A 21404-nucleotide genomic window follows, 5' to 3' on the forward strand; every position below is an offset into this window, starting at 1 on the left:
TAAAAATGAAAATCGCCTATCTTGCACCTGAAATTCCCGCTTTGTCGGCGACGTTTGTTTATAACGAAATGCTTGCTTTGCAAAAGCTCGGTGATGAGGTGGAGAGCTTTTCAGTGCACAAGCCGGCATGCATGGCAACGGAACCTGCGGTCAAGGATTTGGCGGCGAACACGGTTGTGCTTTATCAGGTGCCATTATGGGCGGCAGTGGTTTCGATGTTAAAAATGCTAGTGCAAGCTCCCGGCAATTTTTTGCAAGCATTACGTTGGCTGGCTGCTGATTTGCGATCAGTGGGAATGTTCAGTCGAAATGCAGCAGGGCTTATTTATCGTTTTATCTATGGCGCTGAACTTGCGGCCAGGTTGAAGCAATCACATGTTGAGCATTTGCACATTCACTTTGCTCATGTCCCTACCGACATAGGCATGTATGCCGCTGGAATGGCCGGGATTAATTTCAGTTTGACAGCGCATGCCAATGATATTTTTGAGCGTGGCTGGTTATTGAAACAAAAAGCCGAGCGCTCGGCTTTTTTTGCGACTATCTCCGAGTTTAACCGACAGTATCTACTTGGCTTGGGCCTGCCCGAAGACAAACTGAAAATCATCCGCTGTGGCGTGTCTCGCGATTGGCGACAAGCTGCCCATGAAGGTATTGATAAACCGTTCAGCATCGGTGTTGTGGCCAGATTTGTTGAGAAAAAAGGCTTGGATATTCTGCTGCTGGCGGCTGCCCAGCTAAAAAAGCAAGGCCGGAAGTTTCGACTTCATATCGTCGGTAATGGTCCGCTGAAAGCATCACTTGAGCAACTGGCCAGAGATTTACAGCTGGATAATGAGCATCTGCAGTTTTGCGGTGCCTTGGCACATGACGAGGTGGCCCAGTTTTTGACGACGCTGGATGCTTTTGTCTTGCCCTGTCGCAAAGATAGTAATGGCGATATGGACGGCATTCCGGTGGTGTTGATGGAAGCTATGCTGGCAGAAGTGTCTGTGGTATCAACCAATATTTCGGGTATCCCGGAACTGGTCATTGACGGGAAAACCGGACTGTTACCCGAGGCTGAGGATGTTGAAGGCATCGTTCATGCGATTGATTTGTTGATGACCGAACCCGGTCTGGTTGAGCAGATGAAACTCAATGCCGCTCGGCACGTTTGTGAAGAGTTTAGTTTGGAAACCAATGCCGAAAGGCTCAGAAAACTGTACCTTGGTTCAATTGACCGGACTTCGCCATAACGAGAGTATTGTCTCAATGTTCTCCAAAAAATTCTCATGAGTGACATCTCAGAAACATCAACCCCTGCCAATACTCATGATGCCATGGGTTTTGACAAAACCTGTTTGCTGGGGTTGCCATTTGATTGCGTTTCTATGGCAGAGGCGATTGCTGCAATCGAACACGCCATCGATAGCCGAAGTCGTTGCTTCTTGTCCACGCCGAATCTCAATTTTGCGATGACAGCTCAAGCCGATCCATCATTTTACCAATCGGTGCTTGAGAGTGATTTGTCAGTTGCAGATGGAATGCCTTTGGTATGGACTAGTCGCTTGATGGGTGCCGGTGTTTCGGTGCGCGTGGCGGGCTCTGATCTGTTTGCAAGACTCACCGAAACGCCGAGAGCTAAAAAAATCAGGGTGTTTTTCTTTGGGGGTGCATCGGGCATTGCTGAAAAAGCGCATCATGCTCTAAACACGTATAGTCCAGGAGCCATGAGCTGTGGCTTTTATGATCCTGGTTTCGTGGATCTTGATGCGATGAGTAAGCCTGAAGTGATTGCGCTTATCAATAAGGCCGAGCCAGACTTTATCGTCGTGGCGCTTGGGGCAAAAAAAGGTCAGGCCTGGATTATGCAAAACCGCGATAGTTTAAATGCGCCGGTGATAAGTCATCTGGGAGCTGTCATCAATTTTGTCGCCGGTGAAATCGAACGCGCGCCAACAGCATGGCAAAAATCGGGGCTAGAGTGGTTATGGCGGATTGTTCAAGAACCAGCATTATGGAAACGTTATGTTGGGGATGGCGCTAAAGCGGTCTGGATGCTTCTGAGTCGAATCTTGCCATTCTTGATATATCGCCAAATTTTCCGTTGGTCTGGAACAGCGAAAAAAGCCCTTAAGATTGAGTTGACTGAGCACAATGACCGGCTAATTCTGTCGGGCGCTCTGGATAGCCAAGGTGTTGAATTGCTGGAGCGAGAATTGGCTAAGCACTTTGCTGAGCGAGAGCATGTCACACTCACATTGGATCTAAAAGCCCTGCAGTATGCCGATCTTCGTGGACTTGCTTATCTCGTGTCGTTATCAGGTAGAGTCAAGCGTTCAGGATGTAGTGTTGCTTTGGTTAACACCTCTCTGCAACTAATGCGCCTAGCAAGATTGGCTGGTATTCCGGCCCATTTCAAGTTAACCTCGCGCAATACAGCTGAACGCAACATACAAGGAGATAAAGTTGTTGACTAGCAGACACTTATGGGTGGCAGGGGGCATGGTTTTGCTTGCTGTCATTGCCTACTGGAACGGACTAGCCGAAGCCGTTCACCGCTGGGGCAACCAAGAAGAATATAGTCATGGCTATCTTATCCCTTGGTTACTGCCTACATTCTCTGGGAAAAACGCGATGTAATTACCCGGGCGATGGGGCCACCAATGTGGTCGGGGTTGTTGCTGATACTGGCAGCTATTCTTATCTACATCGTTGGTGAAATCAGTGCCTTGTTTTTACTGATGCATTATTCGTTTGTGATGGTGCTAATCGGCATTTCTATGCTGGTCGTTGGTCAGGCGACACGTTATACACTGGCTCCAATCCTGCTCCTTCTGTTTGCCATTCCACTGCCTTACGTTATCGAAGTCCAGCTAACAGCCGGGTTACAGTTATTTTCATCCTGGCTGGGCGTGCAGTTCATTCGTCTGTTTCAAATTCCGGTTTTTCTAGAAGGCAATATCATTGACTTGGGTATATACCAGCTGCAGGTGGTAGATGCATGTAGTGGACTGCGTTACTTGTTTCCACTGATGAGCCTTGGCTTTATTGCTGCGTATTTTTATCAGGCCGCTTTCTGGAAGCGGGCAGTTGTATTTTTGGCAACGATTCCCATTACCATTTTGATGAACAGTTTCCGTATCGGCATGATCGGTGTGCTGGTGGATAATTTTGGCATTTCGATGGCTGAGGGCTTCCTGCACGACTTTGAAGGCTGGATTATCTTCATGGCCTGTGCGGCCATTCTGGCTTTGCTGATATGGGTCATGGAAAAAATAACCAATCCAAATGCCAGTCTGGCGAGTGTTTTTGGTGTCGTTGATGCCTCTAAATTGAACATAAAACAATACCAGGGTGCCTATACATTCTCACTCAAACCAGCGCTGATAGCTTCTGTGGTGTTGCTGTTGGCATTGGGTCTGACGCGAGCGGTCGAGTCCAGAACTGAGTTTGTGCCAGATTATCCCGCATTTGTGAATTTTCCAACCCAGTTGGGGGAATGGCGTGGACAGCATGAAAGTATGGAGCAGCGGGTCATTGATGCACTTAAGCTGTCTGACTATGTCATGGCGAATTATGTAAGTGAAAACAATGAGATGGTGAACTTTTATGTGGCTTACTATGAGTCACAACGCAAAGGTGTCTCACCGCATTCACCACGAGTCTGTATCCCCGGTGGCGGTTGGGAAATATCCAGATTGCAACGTATCGAGGCACATGGGCAGCCTGCCAATCGTGTCATCATTCAGCGGGGTGTCGAACAGCAGGTGGTTTATTACTGGTTTGCAGGACGAGGCCGAAATGTGGCCAATGAATACCTCAATAAATGGTATCTGTTCCGTGATTCGATTTTTGAAAACCGTTCTGATGGTGCGCTGGTTCGTCTTGTTACCGGAGTAGGGCCGGGGGAGACTCTGGAAGATGCTGATGCACGAATACTGGACTTTTTATCCAAGGTTCAACCGGAACTCGATAACTTTATAGTCAATTAGGGATTAGACATGAACAAGTTCAAGAAAACAGTACTGGCGAGTGTGCTTGCGCTCGCTATGGTGGGATGTGGTTCGGCAGAAGATTCTGCTGCCAACTTTGTAGAGAGTGGTAATACTTTTCTTGAAGACGGTAATGTTGAACGCGCTCGTGTGCAGTACCGTAATGCCCTACAGATTGATCCAAGACTGGCCGAACCCTATTACCGACTCGCCCTGATTGATGAAAAATCGCAAAACTGGCGAGGCATGTACGCTAACTTGAGCACCGCTGAAGCCCTGAATCCCGAATATACCGAAGTGCTGATCAAGTTAGGGCAAATGTACCTGTTGTCGAATGTATTCGATGAGGCGATGAAGCGCGCAGAACAGGTGTTGGCACTAGAGCCTGACAATATTGAAGGACTTGCTCTGATGGCAACTATCTACATCAGACAAGAAAACTTTGGCTCTGCCTCGGTAGAACTTGATAAGGCCTTGGCGCTCGCTCCGGATGATCTCAATATTCGCATGTTGGAAGTGACGCTGCTTAACGAGCGAGGTGATCGGCAACGTGCAATGGAGGCAATGGAAAAGTTGATTGATCTGCATCCAGATGCTTCTCCTCTCTACCTGCAATACCTGACTATGCTGGAACAACGTCGCAGGTACGAAGACATGAGCAAGGTTTACCAGAAGCTTGCAGAAATGTATCCAGAAGAGCGCTGGGTTGTTCAGTCGCATGCACAACTGCTGAATGGTGTTTTGCGACGACATGATGACGCGATGCAGACATTGGCTGCATTTGTTGAACGTAACCCTGATGATGTTGAAGCAAAGCTGTTGCATGTTGGGCTTGCCAGAACTGTCAATTCTGCACAAGGCGTATCACTTCTGGACAGCTATATCGAGCAATATCCCAATAGTACAGAGCTTAGATTTGCCCGCGTGGAAGTGTTATTGGCTGACGGTAGAACTGAAGAGGTGATTCAGGATCTGAACAGGCTAATCGAAACTGAGGGGCAGAGTGAATTGGCATCGATGGCACGAGTTTCTCTTGCTGGTATCCGGGCAAGAGCAGGGGATTTAGATGCTGCAAACCGCTTGGTGAATGAGGTGCTTGGCTACTCATCGGATGATGTACCTGCTTTGATTATGCGTGCTCGCTTGAGTATGCAGCAGCAAAGACTTGATGACGCCACCACCGACTTGCGACTGGCTATCCGCAATAATCCAGACTCTGATGAAGCGCTGGTGCTTTTGGCCCAGGCATATGCAATGAGCGGTTCGCAACAGCTTGCCGCAGATACATTCCGCCGTGCATTGACGGCGAACCCTCAAAATCAGGCTGCGGCACTTGCCGTTGCCGAAACACATGTTAGAAACGGCGATATTGAGCGTGCCGAACAAGTTCTGACAACTGCTATGCTGGGCAGCACGGATGTCAATTCGCTGCTTCAGGCGCAATTGCAAGTTCGCCTGGCAGGTCAGAATTGGGAGGGTTCAAGAGAAATAATCGAGCGTCTTAGACAGACAGGAGAAGTCTTGCCAGCGGAGATGGCCTTATTATCGGGACAGATGCATCTCGGCATGCAGAACTACACCTCTGCCATTGAAGAGTTTGAGCTTGCGCTGTCTCAAGAGCCGGGAATGATTTCCGCGCTTCAAGGATTAGTGAATGCACATCTTGCTTTGAATCAGCTTGATGAACTGTTGGCCTATATGAATAACCACCTTGAGAAAAACCCGGATCAAATTGGTGCTTATGGTGTGAAGGCTACTTTACTTCGAAATCAACAGGATCTCGAGGCTGCAAAAGCAACTGTTCAACAAGGACTCTCGATGCGAAGTGATTGGGTCCCCGGTTATAGCTTGTTAGCGTCACTGCACATTCAAGGCGGTGATCCAGAAATCGCAATTGATACCTACAAACGCGGTTTAGCTGAAGTACCTGAAGACAATATGCTGACAATGCAGCTAGCCTCAGCCTATTACACAGTCGGTAACTATGATGCTGCAAAAGCCGCCTATGAAGAAGTGTTGTCACGCAACCCTGATGTGGAGCCTGTGATTAATAATCTGGCGGTTATGTTGTTGGATAACTATGGGACTGATGCGAATAAACGGCGAGCCCTGGAAATGGTTGAGCGTTTCCGCGACTCTGATCAGCCGTATTTTCTTGATACTTACGCATGGGCACAGATCAATGCTGGAAATTATCAGCTGGCATTTCCAGCGCTCAGTCGCGCGATTTCATTAGATAGCTCTGTGCCGGTATTTCATTTCCACATGGCTGTCCTGCAACATCGCATGGAGGATAGCTCAAGAGCACAAGAAGCGCTTAATAGAGCCGAGCAGATGGCAAGAGAGGCCAATGACCAGCGCTTGATGCAGAGAATCGATAAATTCAAGCAAGAGACCGGCATCTGATTGTTAATCAGTTCCGCTACAAAGCCTCGACAGCAATGTCGGGGCTTTTTTGTTTGCAAAACAGAAATTTCAGCCACAAAAAAACGGGCAGAAGCCCGTTTTGATGTAATTGGCGGAGGGTCAGGGATTTGAACCCTGGATGGTCGTTAAACCATGCCGGTTTTCAAGACCGGTGCATTCAACCGCTCTGCCAACCCTCCAAGACGGCGTATGATACTGGGATTGCTCGCTACTGACAACCAACAAATCGGAAAAAAACATAAAGGTTCGGTTTTGCTTGCCAAGCAGAACCAATAAGGTACGATGTTGTCTATTGCGCTGACGCAAGTTAATCATCAACACAAGATGGAGAAGCACTGATGAATTATGATGCTCAATCGACTGCAACTCGTTCGCAGCAGTCTGTCCTTCAAACCAATAAACTGTTGAGAAATACCTACAGTTTGCTGGCTATGACGCTGGTATTCAGCGGCTTTACTGCCGGTTTGTCGATGATGTTCAATCTGCCACATCCAGGTCTGCTGATTACCCTGGTGGGTTATTTCGGTCTGTTGTTTCTGACGGCCAAACTTCGTAACAGCGTATGGGGTCTGGCGTCTGTATTCGCACTGACCGGTTTTATGGGCTTGACCCTGGGGCCGATTGTCAATGCTTACCTTGGTATGCCAAATGGCTCTGAAATCGTCATGCAGGCGATGGTTGGCACTGGTGTGATCTTCTTTGCGCTGTCTGCTTATGCCATCAAGTCTGAAAAAGATTTCAGCTTTATGGGTAGCTTCCTGATGGTGGGTATTCTGGTCGCGTTTCTTGCGGGACTGTCTGCTTACTTCTTCAGCATGCCTGGCCTGGCACTGGCGGTTTCAGCGATGTTTGTTCTGCTGATGGCGGGGCTTATCCTTTACCAAACCAGTGAAATTATTCACGGTGGTGAGACCAACTACATCATGGCCACTGTGACGCTGTATGTCAGCATCTACAATCTGTTCCTCAGCCTGATGCATCTGATCGGTGCTTTTTCAGGTAATGACTGACATTACAGCTAATGTTGTGAACAAGCCCCGTTTATCGGGGCTTGTTTGTATATAGAGGTTGAAAAGTGAAAATTAATCTTGGTAAAAAAGATCGGCAAATACGCATTGTCCTCGGCAGCGTTATAATGATTGTTGCCATTGTCTACCAGAGCTGGTGGGCATTGCTGGGTTTTGCCTTGTTGTTAAATGGTTTGACTGGCCGCTGCGGTGGCTATGCGCTGTTGGGTATTTCTACTGCTGAAAAATCATGCGACCTGCCAAAAAAGAATGACACAGTCTGACTCTTGGATACTCGATGACTGACAAAAGCACCTCACTGATAGACAAATTTGGCCGTAAGGTCAGTTACGTTCGCATGTCGATCACCGATCGTTGCGATTTTCGCTGTGTCTATTGCATGGATGAAGAGATGACATTCATGCCACGTGAGCAACTGCTGACACTGGAAGAAATCGTCTTTCTGCTGCGTGCGTTTTGTGAGCTTGGCGTTGAAAAAATCCGTATCACCGGTGGTGAGCCACTGGTCAGGCGTAATGTGAACTGGCTTTTTGAGCAGCTGGGCGAGCTTAAACAGAACACTACGCTTAAAGAACTGAATCTCACTACCAACGGTTCTCAATTGCCCAAATACGCAAAGCAAATGTTTGATGCCGGTGTGGATCGCATCAATATTAGCCTTGACTCCCTGCAAGCAGATCGTTTTCATGAGCTGACCCGAACGGGCGAATTACAGAGTGTGCTGGATGGTATTGAGGCTGCCAAAGCTGCAGGCTTTAAACGCATCAAATTAAATGCGGTCATCATGAAAGGCCGCAATGATGACGAAATCATCGATCTGGCTGAATTTGCGATTGCCAATGGACTGGATATTTCATACATAGAAGAAATGCCGCTCGGCCATGTTGCTCACGCCAGAAGCGAAAGTTTTTGCAGCAGTGATGAGGTTTTACAAGTTCTAAAAACGCGTTTTGACTTGCAATCCAGCATTGCCAACACCGGCGGTCCATCGCGTTACTTCCAGGTAGCAGGCACTGAGCGCAGAATTGGTTTTATCTCTCCGCATAGTCATAACTTCTGTGACAGCTGTAACAGGGTGCGTGTTACCACTGAGGGCAGATTACTGTTATGTCTGGGGCAGGAACACTCAATGGATTTGCGTCACATCATTCGTGCGCACCCCGGAGACATTGAGCGACTTAAACAGGCCATCATTGCCTCTATGGATATCAAACCCAAGGGACATGATTTTGACATCAAGGCGCAGCCTGTCATTTTCAGACATATGAGTGTGACCGGTGGCTGATCACAGTATCGTGTTGTCTGATGCCGGTATCCATCAACTGCATCAGACCACAGTGCTAGATGAAACAGGCCAACCGCGCGAAGTTTCATTGACCGGCGAGCGGCCACTGACCATCTATCTGGACAAAAAAGAAATTGTCACGCTGATGACTCTGGGACAAGCCCCGGAAATGTTGGTGCTTGGCTATCTTCGCAATCAAGGACTGGTGGATAGCATCGACCATATCGCCTCGGTGCAGGTCGATTGGGATGTTGAAGCAGCTGTTGTGACTACATATCAATCTAAAGACAATCTCGACCAGTTGATGTCTCGCCGCACAGTCACCAGTGGCTGTGGCCAGGGCACCATGTTTGGCAATGTGATGACTTCGCTCGACAACCTCAAAATCGACTGTCGGCCATTCTCTGCTCAAGATATCTATGATGTTTTGTCCCGGTTATCTGAATACAACGAGATCTACAAACAAGCCGGTGCTGTGCATGGATGTGCTTTATGTTCGGTACAAAAAATCGAGATTTTTATTGAAGATGTCGGTCGCCATAACGCAGTGGATGCTATCTCTGGATGGATGTGGCTGAACAACGTTGCCGGTGACGATAAAGTCTTCTATACCACGGGGCGTTTGACCTCTGAGATGGTCATCAAAGTTGCCCAAATGCAAGTGCCGCTGCTGTTGTCACGCTCCGGCGTTACCGAGATGGGCCTTGCCATCGCCAAACGACTTGGTATTGGCATGGTGGCTCGTGCTAAAGGTAAACACTTTCTGGTCTATAGCGGGCAGGATCGTTTTAACTACTAGTGTAATCTTGCGATTCAGTCCTTTATGTCTGTCGTCATTCTGGTGCCCAATACCCGCCATTCTCGGCCCATTTCTCGTCATTACCGCGCTAAATTTCCATCATTATCCCGTCATTCCCGCGCATGCGGGAATCTATTGAGGCCGTGCGGAGATTCCGGACAAATGCTGCGCATTTTCCGGAATGACGGCACTTCGTTATTCCCACCCTAATCCCGTCATACCCGCGCATGCGGGAATCTATTGAGGCCGTGCGGAGATTCCGGACAAACGCTGAGCGTTTTCCGGAATGACGGCTCTTCGTCTTACCCGCGCCGAATTACCATCATTCCCGTCCCAAGATCTCCTGATTCCCACCCTTGTCGCGTCATTCTCGCGCATGCGGGAATCTGTTGAGGCCGTGCAGAGATTCCGGACAAATGCTGCGCATTTTCCGGAATGACGGTTCTTCGTCTTCCCCGAGCCTAATTCCCGTCATTCTCGCGCATGCGGGAATCTATTGAGGCCGTGCAGAGATTCCGGACAAACGCTGCGCGTTTTCCGGAATGACGGCACTTAGTTTTACCCGCGCCGAATTACCATCATTCCCGTCCCAAGAGTTCGTGATTCCCATACTTATCCCGTCATTCCCGCGCAGGCGGGAATCTATTGAGGCCGTGCAGAGATTCCAGACAAAAGCTGAGCTGCACGCTTTTGGAATCAGGTACGTACTCACAGTAAATCCGAATACAAGTCACGCCAATCCGCATTTAACTTCTCAATGAGATTGATCTTCCACTCGCGGCGCCATTTTTTGATCTGTTTTTCCCTGGAAATGGCTCCAATCATCGAGTCATGAAGTTCAAAATAGACAAGTTGGTGTAGTCGGTATTTTTGTGTAAACCCCTCTACGACGTTGTTTTTGTGTTCCCATACACGCTTGATTAGGTGGCTTGTGACGCCGACATAGAGCGTTCCATTGCGTTTATTTGTCATGATGTAGATGGCTGGTTGTTTCATTTATGTCCTTATAATTGAAACTAGGTAGCGATTTGATATTACCGCCAATTTGACACTGTCGTCACGGGAGTCTGCAAAGGCCGTGCAGAGATTCCGGACAAACGCTGCGCATTTTCCGGAATGACGGTTCTTCGTCATTCCCGCCCTTATCCCGTCATTCTCGCGCATGCGGGAATCTATTGAGGCCGTGCAGAGATTCCGGATAAACGCTGCGCGTTTTCCGGAATGACGGGGTGGGGGGGCGTTTCCCAGAATGACAACATGGTTGCCGGTTTTCAAAGTGACGGGAAGGAGTTCAACACCTCTCTGGGGGCACAACCGCACGGGCAAATTTCCCGCTAGCTACTGAGAAGGACTCTTCCGGCTCTTAGGTTGTCATAATAAGGCGTTAATTGATTCAGGAGTCTGTGATGTATTCAGTAAAACTTCCAATTGCTATTTTTGCTGCTGCTTTGATGAGCATTGCTATGGTGGCTCAGGCAGAAAGTGCGGATAAACACGCGCATTCCACTTTGGTACTTGATATCAAAATTACTGGTGACAGTAGTGTGGCGGGCGATGCTGAGGATAATTTGCTGAAGATTGCCAAGTTCAGTGAACATTTGCGTCAGGAGCTGCAAGACAAGACACGTTTTGTAGTGATTGATGATGCTGATGACATGGCAAAAGTGGCTGCGGCAGCTGAGAATGAAGATTTACACCGTTGTAATGGCTGCGAGAGAGCCTTGGCGCGTGAAGTGGGGGCGGGGTATGTGATGCTGCCGAGTGTTTTTAGAATGAGTCATCTGATTTCAACATTGCATATTGAAGTTACTGATGCTGAAAGCGGTACGCTGCTGAAACGTAAAGCTTATGATTTTCGAGGCAACACGGATAATGCCTGGGAGCGGGCGATTCGTTACGCAATTCGGGATCTGGAGCAATGGCAACCTCGGTAAGTTGACCGAGTGACGACTCTCGAGCTTTAACCGCTAGCTTACATCCTGTTTTCGCCGAAGTAATACATAGAGTGCGCCAGTGCCGCCATCTTCAATGGTGGCAGAGTGGAAAGCCAGAATGGCGGGATGTTGCCGTAACCACTGGTTCAGGTGGCTTTTCAACACGGGCTTGTGCTCTCGAGAGCTCCAGCCTTTGCCATGAATCAGCCGCACGCAGCGGATCTGCTGCAGCTGACATTGTTGGATAAAATCTGCCAATGTCATGCGGGCGGCGTCCAGGGTCAGACCATGCAGATCAAGCTCAGCTTCGAGATGAATGCGTCCTGTTCTGAGCTTGGAAAACAGCCGGTGTTGAACACCTTCTCCCTGATAAGACAGGGTTTCTTCATTACCCACCAGTTCAGCTTCGACCAGCGTTGAGAACGGATCCTCCAAACGTGGTGTTTGACTGGCCGTGCGCATCAGGCGCACAGATGTTTTTTGTGGCGTTTCTATCTGCGCCCGGTTTTGACGCAGTGGCTGAGCATCTTTGACTTCTTGTCGAAAAAGCGCAAAGTCATCGTCATTATCGGTTTCGTTGTCAGCCATGGGTGAAGTGATTTTTGCCTGTTATGTGCACAAAAGCCCATGATAACACTGTGACTTGGGTTGACTGCTTTGTTGAGGCATAGATTTGCCTAAAGTGTGCACATCTATTAACATCGTCGCTACTTGTCGGGGTGCCATTAAGTTGGCTGAGATGAAACCCGTTGAACCTGAAGAGGCTAGAACCTCCGTAGGAAACAAGGCGGATTGCCGGTCCGTTTTATTTTGACAACACCGGAATAACGATCCAATTTCTTGTTCGCTGACGCGCAACGTTTCATTTCCCCCGATCTTTTCAAAGCGAGGGGAAAACAACATGTCAGCCAATCCAAAAGTTATCGATATCAGCCAACGTAGCGGCATCAGTACTGCGCCGTTACCTGGTAGTCAAAAAGTTTATGTTCGTGGCAGCCGTGATGACATTCGTGTGCCATTTCGTGAAATCAACCTGACAGATACACCCAACAAAGATCCAAATCTGCCCGGTACGCCCAACGAGCCAGTGTTGGTGTATGACACATCAGGTATTTACACTGACCCACAGGCAAAAATTGATATCGAGGCTGGCCTGCCAGTCATTCGTCAAGCCTGGATTGATGGCCGCGATGATACCGAACAACTCGATGCATTCACCTCAAAATACACACGCGAGCAGGATGACCAAAAGTTTGATATTCCACTGTTTGTAAACCGTCGTCTGCCACGCCGTGCCAAGCCGGGCAAAAACGTCTCTCAGATGCACTATGCGCGTCAGGGAATGATTACCCCGGAAATGGAATACATCGCCATCCGTGAGAGCATGGGGCGCGCTGCGTTACAGGCAGAAGGAAAACTGCCGGAAGGAATGAGCAATCACATCACCCCCGAATTTGTCCGTAAGGAAGTGGCAGAAGGTCGGGCGATCATTCCAGCGAATATCAATCACCCTGAAGCTGAACCGATGATCATCGGCCGCAACTTTCTGGTCAAAATCAACGCCAACATCGGTAATTCGGCAACCACTTCTTCCATTGAAGAAGAAGTCGAAAAAATGGTCTGGAGCACACGCTGGGGCGGTGACACCATCATGGATTTGTCAACCGGTAAACATATTCACCAGACTCGCGAGTGGATTATTCGTAACTCCCCGGTTCCGGTAGGCACGGTGCCCATCTATCAGGCATTGGAAAAGGTCAACGGTGTTGCTGAGGATCTTACCTGGGAAGTGTTCCGCGATACCCTGATTGAACAGGCCGAGCAGGGGGTTGATTACTTCACTATTCATGCCGGTGTTCGTCTGGCACATATCCCGCTGACAGTGAACCGGACCACCGGCATTGTATCCCGTGGTGGTTCGATTATGGCTGCATGGTGTCTGGCACATCACGAGGAGAGCTTCCTCTACACCCATTTCGAAGAAATTTGTGAAATCATGAAAGCCTATGATGTTTCTTTTTCTTTGGGCGATGGTTTGCGTCCAGGCTCGCAGGCAGATGCCAATGATGAAGCCCAGTTTGCAGAGTTGAAAACACTCGGTGAATTAACGCAGATTGCCTGGAAGCATGATGTTCAGGTGATGATCGAAGGACCGGGTCACGTGCCGATGCACAAGATCAAAGAAAACATGGATCTGCAACTGGAATACTGTCACGAGGCACCTTTCTACACCTTGGGACCATTGGTCACGGATATCGCACCAGGTTACGACCACATCACTTCAGGCATTGGTGCGGCAATGATCGGTTGGTTTGGTACAGCAATGCTGTGTTATGTCACGCCTAAGGAACATCTGGGTTTGCCCAATAAAGATGACGTGAAGACCGGCATTATTACCTACAAAATTGCCGCGCATGCCGCAGACTTGGCAAAAGGTCATCCAGGCGCACAAATGCGTGACGATGCAATTTCCAAGGCGCGTTTTGAATTCCGTTGGGAAGATCAGTTCAATCTTGGTCTGGATCCGGATACTGCCCGTGAATTCCATGATGAAACATTGCCCCAGCCAAAAGCCAAGGTGGCGCACTTCTGTTCAATGTGTGGTCCTAAGTTCTGTTCGATGAAAATTTCGCACGACGTCAAGGAAGCCTTTGCCGAAAAATCCAAGGAGTTCAAGGATTCTGGTAGCAAGATTTACCAGCAGGTTTAAAGCAGATGCAGCGTTATCTGGTTTTTGGCAGCGGCCTGATTGGTCGTTTGCTGGCCTGGCGGTTGACCAGGGCGGGACATCAGGTGGATATATTATCCAGTGATGACCGCCTTGGCACCGATAGCGCTGGCTTTATTGCCGCTTCCATGATTGCGCCCTATACCGAGGCAGTATCTGCCGATAAATCGGTGCTGGAACTAGGCATGCGTTCATATGCCCTATGGCCCGTGTGGTTGTCTGAGTTGTCTGAAAGTATTTTTTTCAACAACAAAGGCACCCTGGTGGTGGCGCATCCGGGTGATAAGGCAGAAATGCAGCGCTATCAGCGCCGGGCAGATCATATTGTCGGGACATCGGCATACCAGTCGCTGGATCGAATCCAGCTTGAGGCTCGTGAACCAGAGCTGGCAGAGCGTTTTCAAGAGGCATTGTTTTTTGCCGATGAAGCCTGTCTTGATAACCGCCAGTTGTATCAAAAGCTGGGTGAGTTTCTCGAACAGAATTGTCATTGGCAACAAATCACCGCGGTTGAACATCTCAACGAGCAGGTTATTGATGAGCTGTGCCATCGCTATTTTTCGACAACATTGACGCACTATGATGCGGTATTGGATTGTCGTGGTAATGGTGCGCGAGCTGATATTGCCGACCTGCGCAGTGTGCGTGGAGAGGTGATACGAGTCCACGCACCGGCGGTTGATTTGCAGCATTGCATTCGACTGATGCATCCGCGCTATCCCTTCTATCTGGCGCCGCGCCCCAATCATGAATATGTCTTGGGTGCGACCGTGATAGAGAGCGCTGACAGATCCGAGTTAAGTGTACGCAGTGGCCTTGAATTGTTGTCGGCGCTTTACAGCCTGCATCCTGGATTTGCTGAAGCCAGAATTCTCGAGCTGCGAGCGCATTGCCGACCAGCATTGCTTGGACATTTGCCGGAAATTCGCCAGACCTCATGGGGATACCAGTTGAATGGCTTTTACCGACACGGCTATCTGTTTGGACCGGCGGTGATAGAGCGTTGCCTTGAGTCTCTGGGAATGAAAACACAGCCAATGTTATCGGGAGTCTGTGATGTCCACTGAAGCACAAAAAGCTACAAACACAATTGTTGTGAACGATAAGGCGATTCTGCTGGAGTCACCGGTGTCGTTGACGGAAGCGTTACAGATGGCGGAGCAAGCAGAGGGTCGTTATGTAGTGGTGTTAAATGACACTATCGTGCCACGCTCCGAACATCAAAGTGCAATGGTGAGGCCCGGAGACAAACTGGAAATCATCGCACCGATGAGTGGAGGTTAACATGCAGGCATCTAGCTGGCAGGTTTATGGTCAGACACTGAACAGTCGAATGTTTATCGGCACGGCCTTGTACTCTTCACCGCAGATCATGCTGGAGGCTATCAAGGCCTCGGGCGCCGAAGTAATTACGGTTTCACTGCGCCGTCAGTCAGCGGAACAGGCGCAAAGCGGTCAACAGTTTTGGCAGATGATAGAGTCGCTGGGCTGTCACTTACTGCCGAATACGGCGGGTTGTTACAGTGTCAAAGAGGCTGTGAGTACCGCACGCCTGGCCCGAGAATTGTTTGAAACAGATTGGATAAAGCTGGAGGTTATGGGTGACAGTTATAACTTGCAGCCAGACCCTTTTGCCTTGGTAGAAGCAACGCGAACACTGATTGCTGAAGGCTTTAAGGTATTCCCATATTGCACCGATGACTTAGTGCTCTGCCAAAGGCTGGCGGATTTGGGCTGTGAAGTGTTGATGCCCTGGGGCGCACCGATTGGCACCGGACAAGGTTTGCTTAATCCCTATGCGTTAACCACTCTCAGAAAGCGTCTGCCGGAGATGACTTTGCTGGTGGATGCAGGAATCGGCAAACCGTCTGATGCAGTTCAGGCAATGGAAATGGGCTATGACGGTATATTGTTGAATACTGCGGTAGCGGAAGCGCTTGAACCGGCGGTGATGGCCCAGGCTTTTGCGCAAGCGATTAATGCCGGAAGGCTGGCCTATGAGGGTGGCATCATGCCCAAACGAGATAACGCAAAACCCAGTACACCAACACTGGATCAACCCATCTGGCAGCAACATGTCAGCTAAACCGGCTGTTTTATTGATTGGCGGGGTTGACCCACAGGGTTGTGCAGGACTGACAGCGGATATTCAGACCGTCAGTCATCATGACTGTCATCCCGTACCGTTGGTGACTGCGCTGACCGAACAACGCAGTGACGGTCTGGTGAATCTTGGTGCACTGAGCGCTGAAGCCTTCCTCACCCAATATGAAAGCTGTGTGGCTGATTTTGATATTGCTGCAATAAAAATCGGCTTGATTCCAGATCGACACATCGCAGATTGCATTGTCAAAATTGTTGAGCGTCATCAAGTGCCGGTCATTCTTGATCCGGTGCTGGCGGCCAGTAGTGGTGGTTTGTCCATCGAACCCGAGGTCAGCGAAATTATTCGCAAGCAACTTCTGGGCAAAATCACACTGCTGACACCGAATCTGCCTGAACTCGGACGACTCAGTGCTGAAGTGCAGCCGATGGAGTTGGCGGCGCAACAGTTGCTCAATGAGGGACTTGCCGCCTGTCTGGTTAAAGGTGGCCATGCTGAAACTGCGTTTGCGACTGACTACTTCAGCAGTGCACAGACAACTTTTTATGTGTATCAACCGCGGCTGAAAAATCAGGTGAGGGGCACTGGCTGTGTGTTGGCCAGTAGTATCGCCAGTCAGTTGGCGCTGGGTCATGATCTTCGAGATGCCATCATCCTGGCTAAAGCATATTTAACCCGTGGCATTCGTGATGCGAATCAGCAAGGGCCCTATCATCTGGTGACGCATCATCGTCATCCTCTGACTATCAGCGATATACCCCGCTTGTGTTATCGGGCTGATCTTATCGGCAAGCATTTTGATTTTCCTGCCTGTCCGAAAAATCTTGGCGTTTACCCAGTCGTAGACAGTGCAGACTGGGTCGAAAGGCTACTGACAATTGGTGTCAAAACCATTCAACTGCGTATCAAAGACAAAGCAACCGCCAAAACGCGTAGCGAAATCTTTGACGCCGTGGCAACCAGCCAACAGCATCATGAGGTTAGTTTTTTTGTCAATGATCACTGGCAGATGGCAATTGAGGCGGGCGCCTATGGTGTTCATCTGGGACAGGAAGATCTGCATGATGCCAACTTACTGGAAATTGAACAGTCTGGTTTGAGATTAGGAGTATCGACGCATTCATACTGGGAGTTGGCGCGTGCGCTGGCGCTTAATCCCAGCTATATCGCACTGGGGCCGGTTTATCCCACTACGAGTAAACAGATGCCGTGGGCGCCGCAGGGTATCGAGCGACTGCAACAGTGGCAGTCGATACTCGCCGATCAGTACCCATTGGTGGCGATTGGCGGTATTGATGTGCCTCGGGCCAGAATACTCAAGCAGACGGGCGTGAATTCGGTGGCAATGATCTCGGCAATTACCCAGGCGGATGATTATCAGTCAGTCACTCGTGAGCTGGTGCATTTGTGGGCCGATCATCATCTGTGATGATTTCTGACTCCAGAGCCCGGATTTCAGTAATGTATCAGACTGTTTAACGAGTAACTTTCGAGTTGTTTGCGTCCATTGAGTGGCATGATTTCCAGCAGAAAACTACAGCCGACAATCTCACCGCCAAGTTGTTCGACAAGTTGGCAACTGGCTCGCGCTGTACCGCCGGTGGCCAAAACATCATCAATCAACAATATTTTGTCGCCTGCGTTAATGGCATCAAGGTGAACTTCCAGCGTCGCAGAACCATACTCAAGCTGATAGTCTACCTTTCCGACCTGGTGAGGCAGTTTGCCGGGTTTTCTGAGCGGGATGAAACCTACGCCCAGCTCCCAGGCAGCCAGGCTGCCAAAAATAAAACCACGTGCTTCCATGCCCGCAACGGCCGTGATGTTGCCATCACGAAAAGGATCGACCATTGCCTGAACTGCTTGCTGTAACAGTGCATGATCGGCCAGCAAGGGCGTGATGTCTCGGAAGGTGACACCGGCTTGAGGAAAGTTTTCGATATCGCGAATTTTGCTTTTCAGAGTATTCATGCATGCTCGTTGAGATGGCGGTGGACGAAAGCTATTATAGCTTGCGACTGTTTATGATCGGTTGTTCTTTCACAGTCGTTGCTGTGAGAGATTAACTGACCCTAGTTAAATCCGGAGATAATCTGATTGTGAAATTTTCCATTAGAAAAGGCTTTACCGTATTGCTGACACCGTTGTTACTGACGGCTTGTTTCAGTTTTGGCGGTGGTGAAGAAAAACAGACTGTCGACAGTCAACAACCCAGGTTTTATGTCATGGATGTTGATCGGGGAAGTGTCAGTCCTCAGCAGGCGGTTGAACGCATTCTTTATCTGGCTGATATTTCTGTCAGCCCCCAGTTTGCGGGCAATACTCTGATGCTGCGTGTTGGTGATCAAGAATACGCTGCACAAGCAGGCCATGAATTTATTATCGATCCTCAGACGATGCTGGGTTCGCAACTGGAACGCTGGTTGCAAAAAACCGGTTTGTTTTCAAGAGTCATTCGTCAACCCAGTGACTCAGCTGACATGGTGATGGACGTTACCCTGACTGCTTTGTATGGTGAGAAACGTCAGCAGTTTTCTCCTGAGGCAGTCATTGAGATGCAGTTCTTTTTAAGCAGCAATACCGAGTCTGCCCGAAGACTGTTGTTCCAGACCGGCTTTCGTGTCGAGGTCGATATTGACGAAACCACGCCTGGCAAGACTGTTACCGGCCTGCAGCATGGCCTTGAAGAGATTCTGGTCGCATTGGAGCAGGATTTGAGCGATTATTTTTCCAGAGTGGATGCTCCCTAGTATACCCCTGATAAAGGTGCAGGAAATCGACGATAGTGCTATTATTGACGATTTCGTGACACCTATTATTTTTGGAAACAAAAAATGAGTGAAATTGCGCTGGAACTGGACTCCATTAGTATAGAAGAGGAGATGAAGCAATCCTACCTCGACTACGCAATGAGTGTCATTGTGGGTCGGGCTCTGCCAGATGTTCGTGATGGTCTAAAACCTGTACACCGTCGTGTGCTTTACGCGATGCGTGAGCTGGGTAATAGCTGGAACAGTCCTTATAAAAAATCAGCGCGTATTGTCGGTGATGTCATCGGTAAATATCACCCGCATGGCGATACCGCGGTCTATGACACCATGGTTCGGATGGCGCAGCCATTTTCGATGCGCTACATGCTGGTCGATGGTCAAGGTAACTTCGGTTCTGTCGATGGTGATCCACCTGCCGCGATGCGTTACACCGAAGTTCGCATGGCAAAAATTGCCCATGAAATGCTGGCAGATCTTGAAAAAGAAACCGTCGACTTCATTCCCAACTATGACGAATCAGAATCTGAACCGGCAGTGTTACCGACGCGGTTCCCTGCATTGCTGGTCAACGGCTCATCAGGTATTGCGGTCGGTATGGCGACCAATATTCCGCCACATAACCTGACAGAAATTCTCAATGCCTGTGTCGCAATGATCGATCAGCCAAGCATCAGCGTTGGTGAGTTGATGCAGCATGTGCCCGGACCTGATTTTCCGACTTCTGCCATCATCAACGGTGCCAGAGGCATTGCTGAGGCATACCAGACTGGTCGAGGCCGAGTGCACATTCGGGCCCGAGCTGACATTGAAACCAACGATGCCACGGGTCAGCAAAGCATTGTGGTTAAAGAACTGCCTTATCAGGTCAACAAGGCACGTCTGCTGGAAAAAATCGCTGAACTGGTTAAAGACAAGAAAATAGAAGGCATTTCCGCACTGCGTGATGAGTCCGACAAGGATGGCATGCGCATGGTCATCGTGCTGAAACGTGGCGAAGTACCGGAAGTTGTCCTGAACAATCTGTACCAGCAAACACAAATGCAAACCGTGTTTGGCATCAATATGGTGGCGATTGTCGATGGTCAGCCAAGAACGCTGAATCTGAAACAAATTCTCGAGGCCTTTATTCGTCATCGTCGCGAAGTGGTGACACGCCGTTCGATTTTTGAATTGCGTAAAGCCAGAGAACGTGCCCACATTCTGGAAGGTTTAGCGACAGCACTGGCCAATATTGATGAAGTGATCGAGCTCATCAAGGCGTCGCCAAGTCCGGCAGAAGCCAAGCAGGAATTGTTAAGCCGTGGTTGGCGTAGCGAGATGATTCTTGAGATGCTCGGTGCTGCTGGCGCTGAAGCTTCACGCCCTGAAGATCTGGCTGCTGAATTTGGTCTGGTGCAAGGGCAGTATCATCTGTCACCAGTTCAGGCTCAAGCCATCCTTGATATGCGTTTGCATCGCCTGACCGGTCTTGAGCAAGACAAAATTCTGCAGGAATACCGTGAAGTACTGGATCAAATTGCAGAATTGCTGGCAATTTTGAGTGATCCGGAAAACCTGATGGCGGTGATTCGTAAAGAGCTGGTCGCCATCAATGACGAATACGGTGATGCGCGCCGTACTGAAATTCTTGATGTGCATCTGGATCTGACACTGGAAGATTTGATCACCGAAGAAGAAATGGTGGTCACGCTGTCGCACGCTGGCTATGCCAAGATTCAGCAGCTGGATACCTATCAGGCACAGCGACGCGGCGGCAAAGGCAAATCCGCTACTTCGATGAAAGATGAAGACTTTATCGAACATCTGTTTATCGCCAACACTCACGATACCTTGTTGTGCTTCTCCAGCGCTGGCAAGGTTTACTGGAAAAAAGTCTACGAACTACCGCAAGGTGGTCGCAGTGCTCGAGGCAAGCCTATTGTTAACTTATTACCTCTCGACGAAGGTGAACGTATCAATGCGGTATTGCCGATTCGCGAGTTTGAAGCCGACAAGTTTATTTTCATGGCAACCGCTTCTGGCACTGTGAAGAAAACACCGCTGGTTGATTACTCGCGGCCTCGTGCTAACGGCATTATCGCAGTTGATCTGAAAGATGATGATCTACTGGTGGGTGTGGCGCTGACAGATGGTGCATCAGATGTCATGTTGTTCAGCAGCAACGGCAAAGTGATTCGTTTCCCGGAAACGGATGTGCGTTCGATGGGCCGTGTATCTCGTGGCGTTCGTGGTATGCGCATCAGTGATAGTGAACGCATCATTTCACTGATTATCGCCCAGCCCGATGGCGCCATTCTGACCGCCACAGAGTTTGGTTACGGAAAACGAACCAACCTTGAAGAMTASACTGA

The 21404-nt window shown here is 49.3% G+C and carries 19 protein-coding genes, 1 tRNA gene and 1 riboswitch; of the genes, 16 read left to right on the plus strand and 4 right to left on the minus strand.

Features of this window, described 5'->3' with window-relative positions:
* The first annotated feature begins 5 nt into the window (after positions 1-5).
* The 4 genes from MPL1_RS00155 to MPL1_RS00170 all read left to right on the plus strand — a co-directional run bounded on the left by MPL1_RS00155 (position 6) and on the right by MPL1_RS00170 (position 6383).
* On the plus strand, positions 6-1238 hold the full coding sequence (locus MPL1_RS00155) for a glycosyltransferase family 4 protein (protein ID WP_009725107.1): 1233 nt from the start codon (positions 6-8) through the stop codon (positions 1236-1238).
* Positions 1239-1274: 36 nt separating this feature from the next.
* Positions 1275-2462: a WecB/TagA/CpsF family glycosyltransferase gene (locus MPL1_RS00160; protein ID WP_009725108.1), complete on the plus strand. Its 1188-nt coding sequence runs from the start codon at positions 1275-1277 to the stop codon at positions 2460-2462.
* A gap of 123 nt (positions 2463-2585) precedes the next feature.
* Entirely contained in the window at positions 2586-3977 is a 1392-nt protein-coding gene (gene xrtD, locus MPL1_RS00165; RefSeq protein ID WP_235045479.1) for a VPLPA-CTERM-specific exosortase XrtD, read from the plus strand.
* Between the two features lie 9 nt (positions 3978-3986).
* Complete coding sequence (locus tag MPL1_RS00170; protein ID WP_009725111.1) at positions 3987-6383, plus strand: tetratricopeptide repeat protein; 2397 nt, start codon at positions 3987-3989, stop codon at positions 6381-6383.
* A gap of 110 nt (positions 6384-6493) precedes the next feature.
* On the opposite strand, the gene MPL1_RS00175 is transcribed toward MPL1_RS00170, so the two are convergent.
* A tRNA-Ser gene (locus tag MPL1_RS00175) sits at positions 6494-6583 on the minus strand.
* Between the two features lie 159 nt (positions 6584-6742).
* Between MPL1_RS00175 and MPL1_RS00180 the strand changes: the two genes are divergently transcribed.
* The 4 genes from MPL1_RS00180 to MPL1_RS00195 all read left to right on the plus strand — a co-directional run bounded on the left by MPL1_RS00180 (position 6743) and on the right by MPL1_RS00195 (position 9516).
* Positions 6743-7414: a Bax inhibitor-1/YccA family protein gene (locus MPL1_RS00180; RefSeq protein ID WP_009725112.1), complete on the plus strand. Its 672-nt coding sequence runs from the start codon at positions 6743-6745 to the stop codon at positions 7412-7414.
* A 65-nt stretch (positions 7415-7479) separates the two neighbouring features.
* The gene (locus MPL1_RS13345; RefSeq protein WP_009725113.1) at positions 7480-7695 is read left to right on the plus strand and encodes a YgaP family membrane protein; all 216 of its coding nucleotides are present in this window, start codon (positions 7480-7482) and stop codon (positions 7693-7695) included.
* A gap of 14 nt (positions 7696-7709) precedes the next feature.
* On the plus strand, positions 7710-8717 hold the full coding sequence (gene moaA / locus MPL1_RS00190; protein ID WP_009725114.1) for a GTP 3',8-cyclase MoaA: 1008 nt from the start codon (positions 7710-7712) through the stop codon (positions 8715-8717).
* On the plus strand, positions 8710-9516 hold the full coding sequence (locus MPL1_RS00195) for a formate dehydrogenase accessory sulfurtransferase FdhD (RefSeq protein WP_009725115.1): 807 nt from the start codon (positions 8710-8712) through the stop codon (positions 9514-9516). Before moaA ends, MPL1_RS00195 begins: the two co-directional genes overlap by 8 nt.
* A 708-nt stretch (positions 9517-10224) precedes the next feature.
* Here MPL1_RS00195 and MPL1_RS00200 read toward each other — a convergent pair.
* On the minus strand, positions 10225-10512 hold the full coding sequence (locus MPL1_RS00200) for a GIY-YIG nuclease family protein (RefSeq protein ID WP_009725116.1): 288 nt from the start codon (positions 10510-10512) through the stop codon (positions 10225-10227).
* Positions 10513-10922: 410 nt separating this feature from the next.
* Between MPL1_RS00200 and MPL1_RS00205 the strand changes: the two genes are divergently transcribed.
* Positions 10923-11450: a DUF2380 domain-containing protein gene (locus MPL1_RS00205; RefSeq protein WP_009725117.1), complete on the plus strand. Its 528-nt coding sequence runs from the start codon at positions 10923-10925 to the stop codon at positions 11448-11450.
* Between the two features lie 33 nt (positions 11451-11483).
* Here the strand turns inward: MPL1_RS00205 and MPL1_RS00210 are convergent, their stop codons facing one another.
* Positions 11484-12038 carry a Smr/MutS family protein gene (locus tag MPL1_RS00210; protein WP_009725118.1) on the minus strand — a complete coding sequence of 185 codons (555 nt, stop codon included), beginning with the start codon at positions 12036-12038 and terminating at the stop codon, positions 11484-11486.
* Positions 12039-12155: 117 nt separating this feature from the next.
* Positions 12156-12249: riboswitch (TPP riboswitch) on the plus strand.
* A 102-nt stretch (positions 12250-12351) separates the two neighbouring features.
* On the opposite strand from MPL1_RS00210, the gene thiC reads away from it, so the two are divergent.
* From thiC to thiE, 5 genes are read left to right on the plus strand one after another with little or no spacing between them, the layout of a single operon-like run.
* Positions 12352-14160, plus strand: coding sequence for a phosphomethylpyrimidine synthase ThiC (gene thiC / locus MPL1_RS00215; protein WP_009725119.1), 1809 nt, complete (start codon positions 12352-12354; stop codon positions 14158-14160).
* Between the two features lie 5 nt (positions 14161-14165).
* Positions 14166-15245 carry an NAD(P)/FAD-dependent oxidoreductase gene (locus MPL1_RS00220; RefSeq protein ID WP_009725120.1) on the plus strand — a complete coding sequence of 360 codons (1080 nt, stop codon included), beginning with the start codon at positions 14166-14168 and terminating at the stop codon, positions 15243-15245.
* Positions 15235-15462, plus strand: a complete 228-nt coding sequence (gene thiS, locus MPL1_RS00225) for a sulfur carrier protein ThiS (protein WP_009725121.1) — start codon at positions 15235-15237, stop codon at positions 15460-15462. The genes MPL1_RS00220 and thiS overlap by 11 nt, the downstream gene beginning before the upstream one ends.
* A 1-nt stretch (position 15463) precedes the next feature.
* Positions 15464-16264 carry a thiazole synthase gene (locus MPL1_RS00230; RefSeq protein ID WP_009725122.1) on the plus strand — a complete coding sequence of 267 codons (801 nt, stop codon included), beginning with the start codon at positions 15464-15466 and terminating at the stop codon, positions 16262-16264.
* On the plus strand, positions 16254-17711 hold the full coding sequence (gene thiE, locus MPL1_RS00235; protein ID WP_009725123.1) for a thiamine phosphate synthase: 1458 nt from the start codon (positions 16254-16256) through the stop codon (positions 17709-17711). Before MPL1_RS00230 ends, thiE begins: the two co-directional genes overlap by 11 nt.
* Positions 17712-17737: 26 nt before the next feature.
* Here thiE and MPL1_RS00240 read toward each other — a convergent pair whose 3' ends face one another.
* Positions 17738-18253, minus strand: a complete 516-nt coding sequence (locus MPL1_RS00240; RefSeq protein ID WP_009725124.1) for an adenine phosphoribosyltransferase — start codon at positions 18251-18253, stop codon at positions 17738-17740.
* 128 nt (positions 18254-18381) lie between these two features.
* On the opposite strand from MPL1_RS00240, the gene MPL1_RS00245 reads away from it, so the two are divergent.
* Both MPL1_RS00245 and gyrA read left to right on the plus strand, forming a co-directional pair.
* Entirely contained in the window at positions 18382-19032 is a 651-nt protein-coding gene (locus tag MPL1_RS00245; RefSeq protein ID WP_009725125.1) for an ABC-type transport auxiliary lipoprotein family protein, read from the plus strand.
* Positions 19033-19116: 84 nt separating this feature from the next.
* Positions 19117-21404, plus strand: a 2288-nt coding sequence (gene gyrA, locus MPL1_RS00250) for a DNA gyrase subunit A (protein ID WP_009725126.1), incomplete at its 3' end; no start/stop codon positions are given.

Source organism: Methylophaga lonarensis MPL (genome assembly GCF_000349205.1).
Classification (GTDB): domain Bacteria; phylum Pseudomonadota; class Gammaproteobacteria; order Nitrosococcales; family Methylophagaceae; genus Methylophaga; species Methylophaga lonarensis.

Coding starts and splice junctions, on each gene's coding strand:
- MPL1_RS00170 (WP_009725111.1), top strand. CDS start 3,987: ATGAACAAGTTCAAGAAAACAGTACTGGCGAGTGTGCTTGCGCTCGCT.
- MPL1_RS00220 (WP_009725120.1), top strand. CDS start 14,166: ATGCAGCGTTATCTGGTTTTTGGCAGCGGCCTGATTGGTCGTTTGCTG.
- thiE (WP_009725123.1), top strand. CDS start 16,254: ATGTCAGCTAAACCGGCTGTTTTATTGATTGGCGGGGTTGACCCACAG.
- MPL1_RS00205 (WP_009725117.1), top strand. CDS start 10,923: ATGTATTCAGTAAAACTTCCAATTGCTATTTTTGCTGCTGCTTTGATG.
- thiS (WP_009725121.1), top strand. CDS start 15,235: ATGTCCACTGAAGCACAAAAAGCTACAAACACAATTGTTGTGAACGAT.
- moaA (WP_009725114.1), top strand. CDS start 7,710: ATGACTGACAAAAGCACCTCACTGATAGACAAATTTGGCCGTAAGGTC.
- thiC (WP_009725119.1), top strand. CDS start 12,352: ATGTCAGCCAATCCAAAAGTTATCGATATCAGCCAACGTAGCGGCATC.
- MPL1_RS00160 (WP_009725108.1), top strand. CDS start 1,275: ATGAGTGACATCTCAGAAACATCAACCCCTGCCAATACTCATGATGCC.
- MPL1_RS00200 (WP_009725116.1), bottom strand. CDS start 10,512: ATGAAACAACCAGCCATCTACATCATGACAAATAAACGCAATGGAACG.
- MPL1_RS00240 (WP_009725124.1), bottom strand. CDS start 18,253: ATGAATACTCTGAAAAGCAAAATTCGCGATATCGAAAACTTTCCTCAA.
- MPL1_RS00210 (WP_009725118.1), bottom strand. CDS start 12,038: ATGGCTGACAACGAAACCGATAATGACGATGACTTTGCGCTTTTTCGA.
- MPL1_RS00230 (WP_009725122.1), top strand. CDS start 15,464: ATGCAGGCATCTAGCTGGCAGGTTTATGGTCAGACACTGAACAGTCGA.
- MPL1_RS00180 (WP_009725112.1), top strand. CDS start 6,743: ATGAATTATGATGCTCAATCGACTGCAACTCGTTCGCAGCAGTCTGTC.
- MPL1_RS00155 (WP_009725107.1), top strand. CDS start 6: ATGAAAATCGCCTATCTTGCACCTGAAATTCCCGCTTTGTCGGCGACG.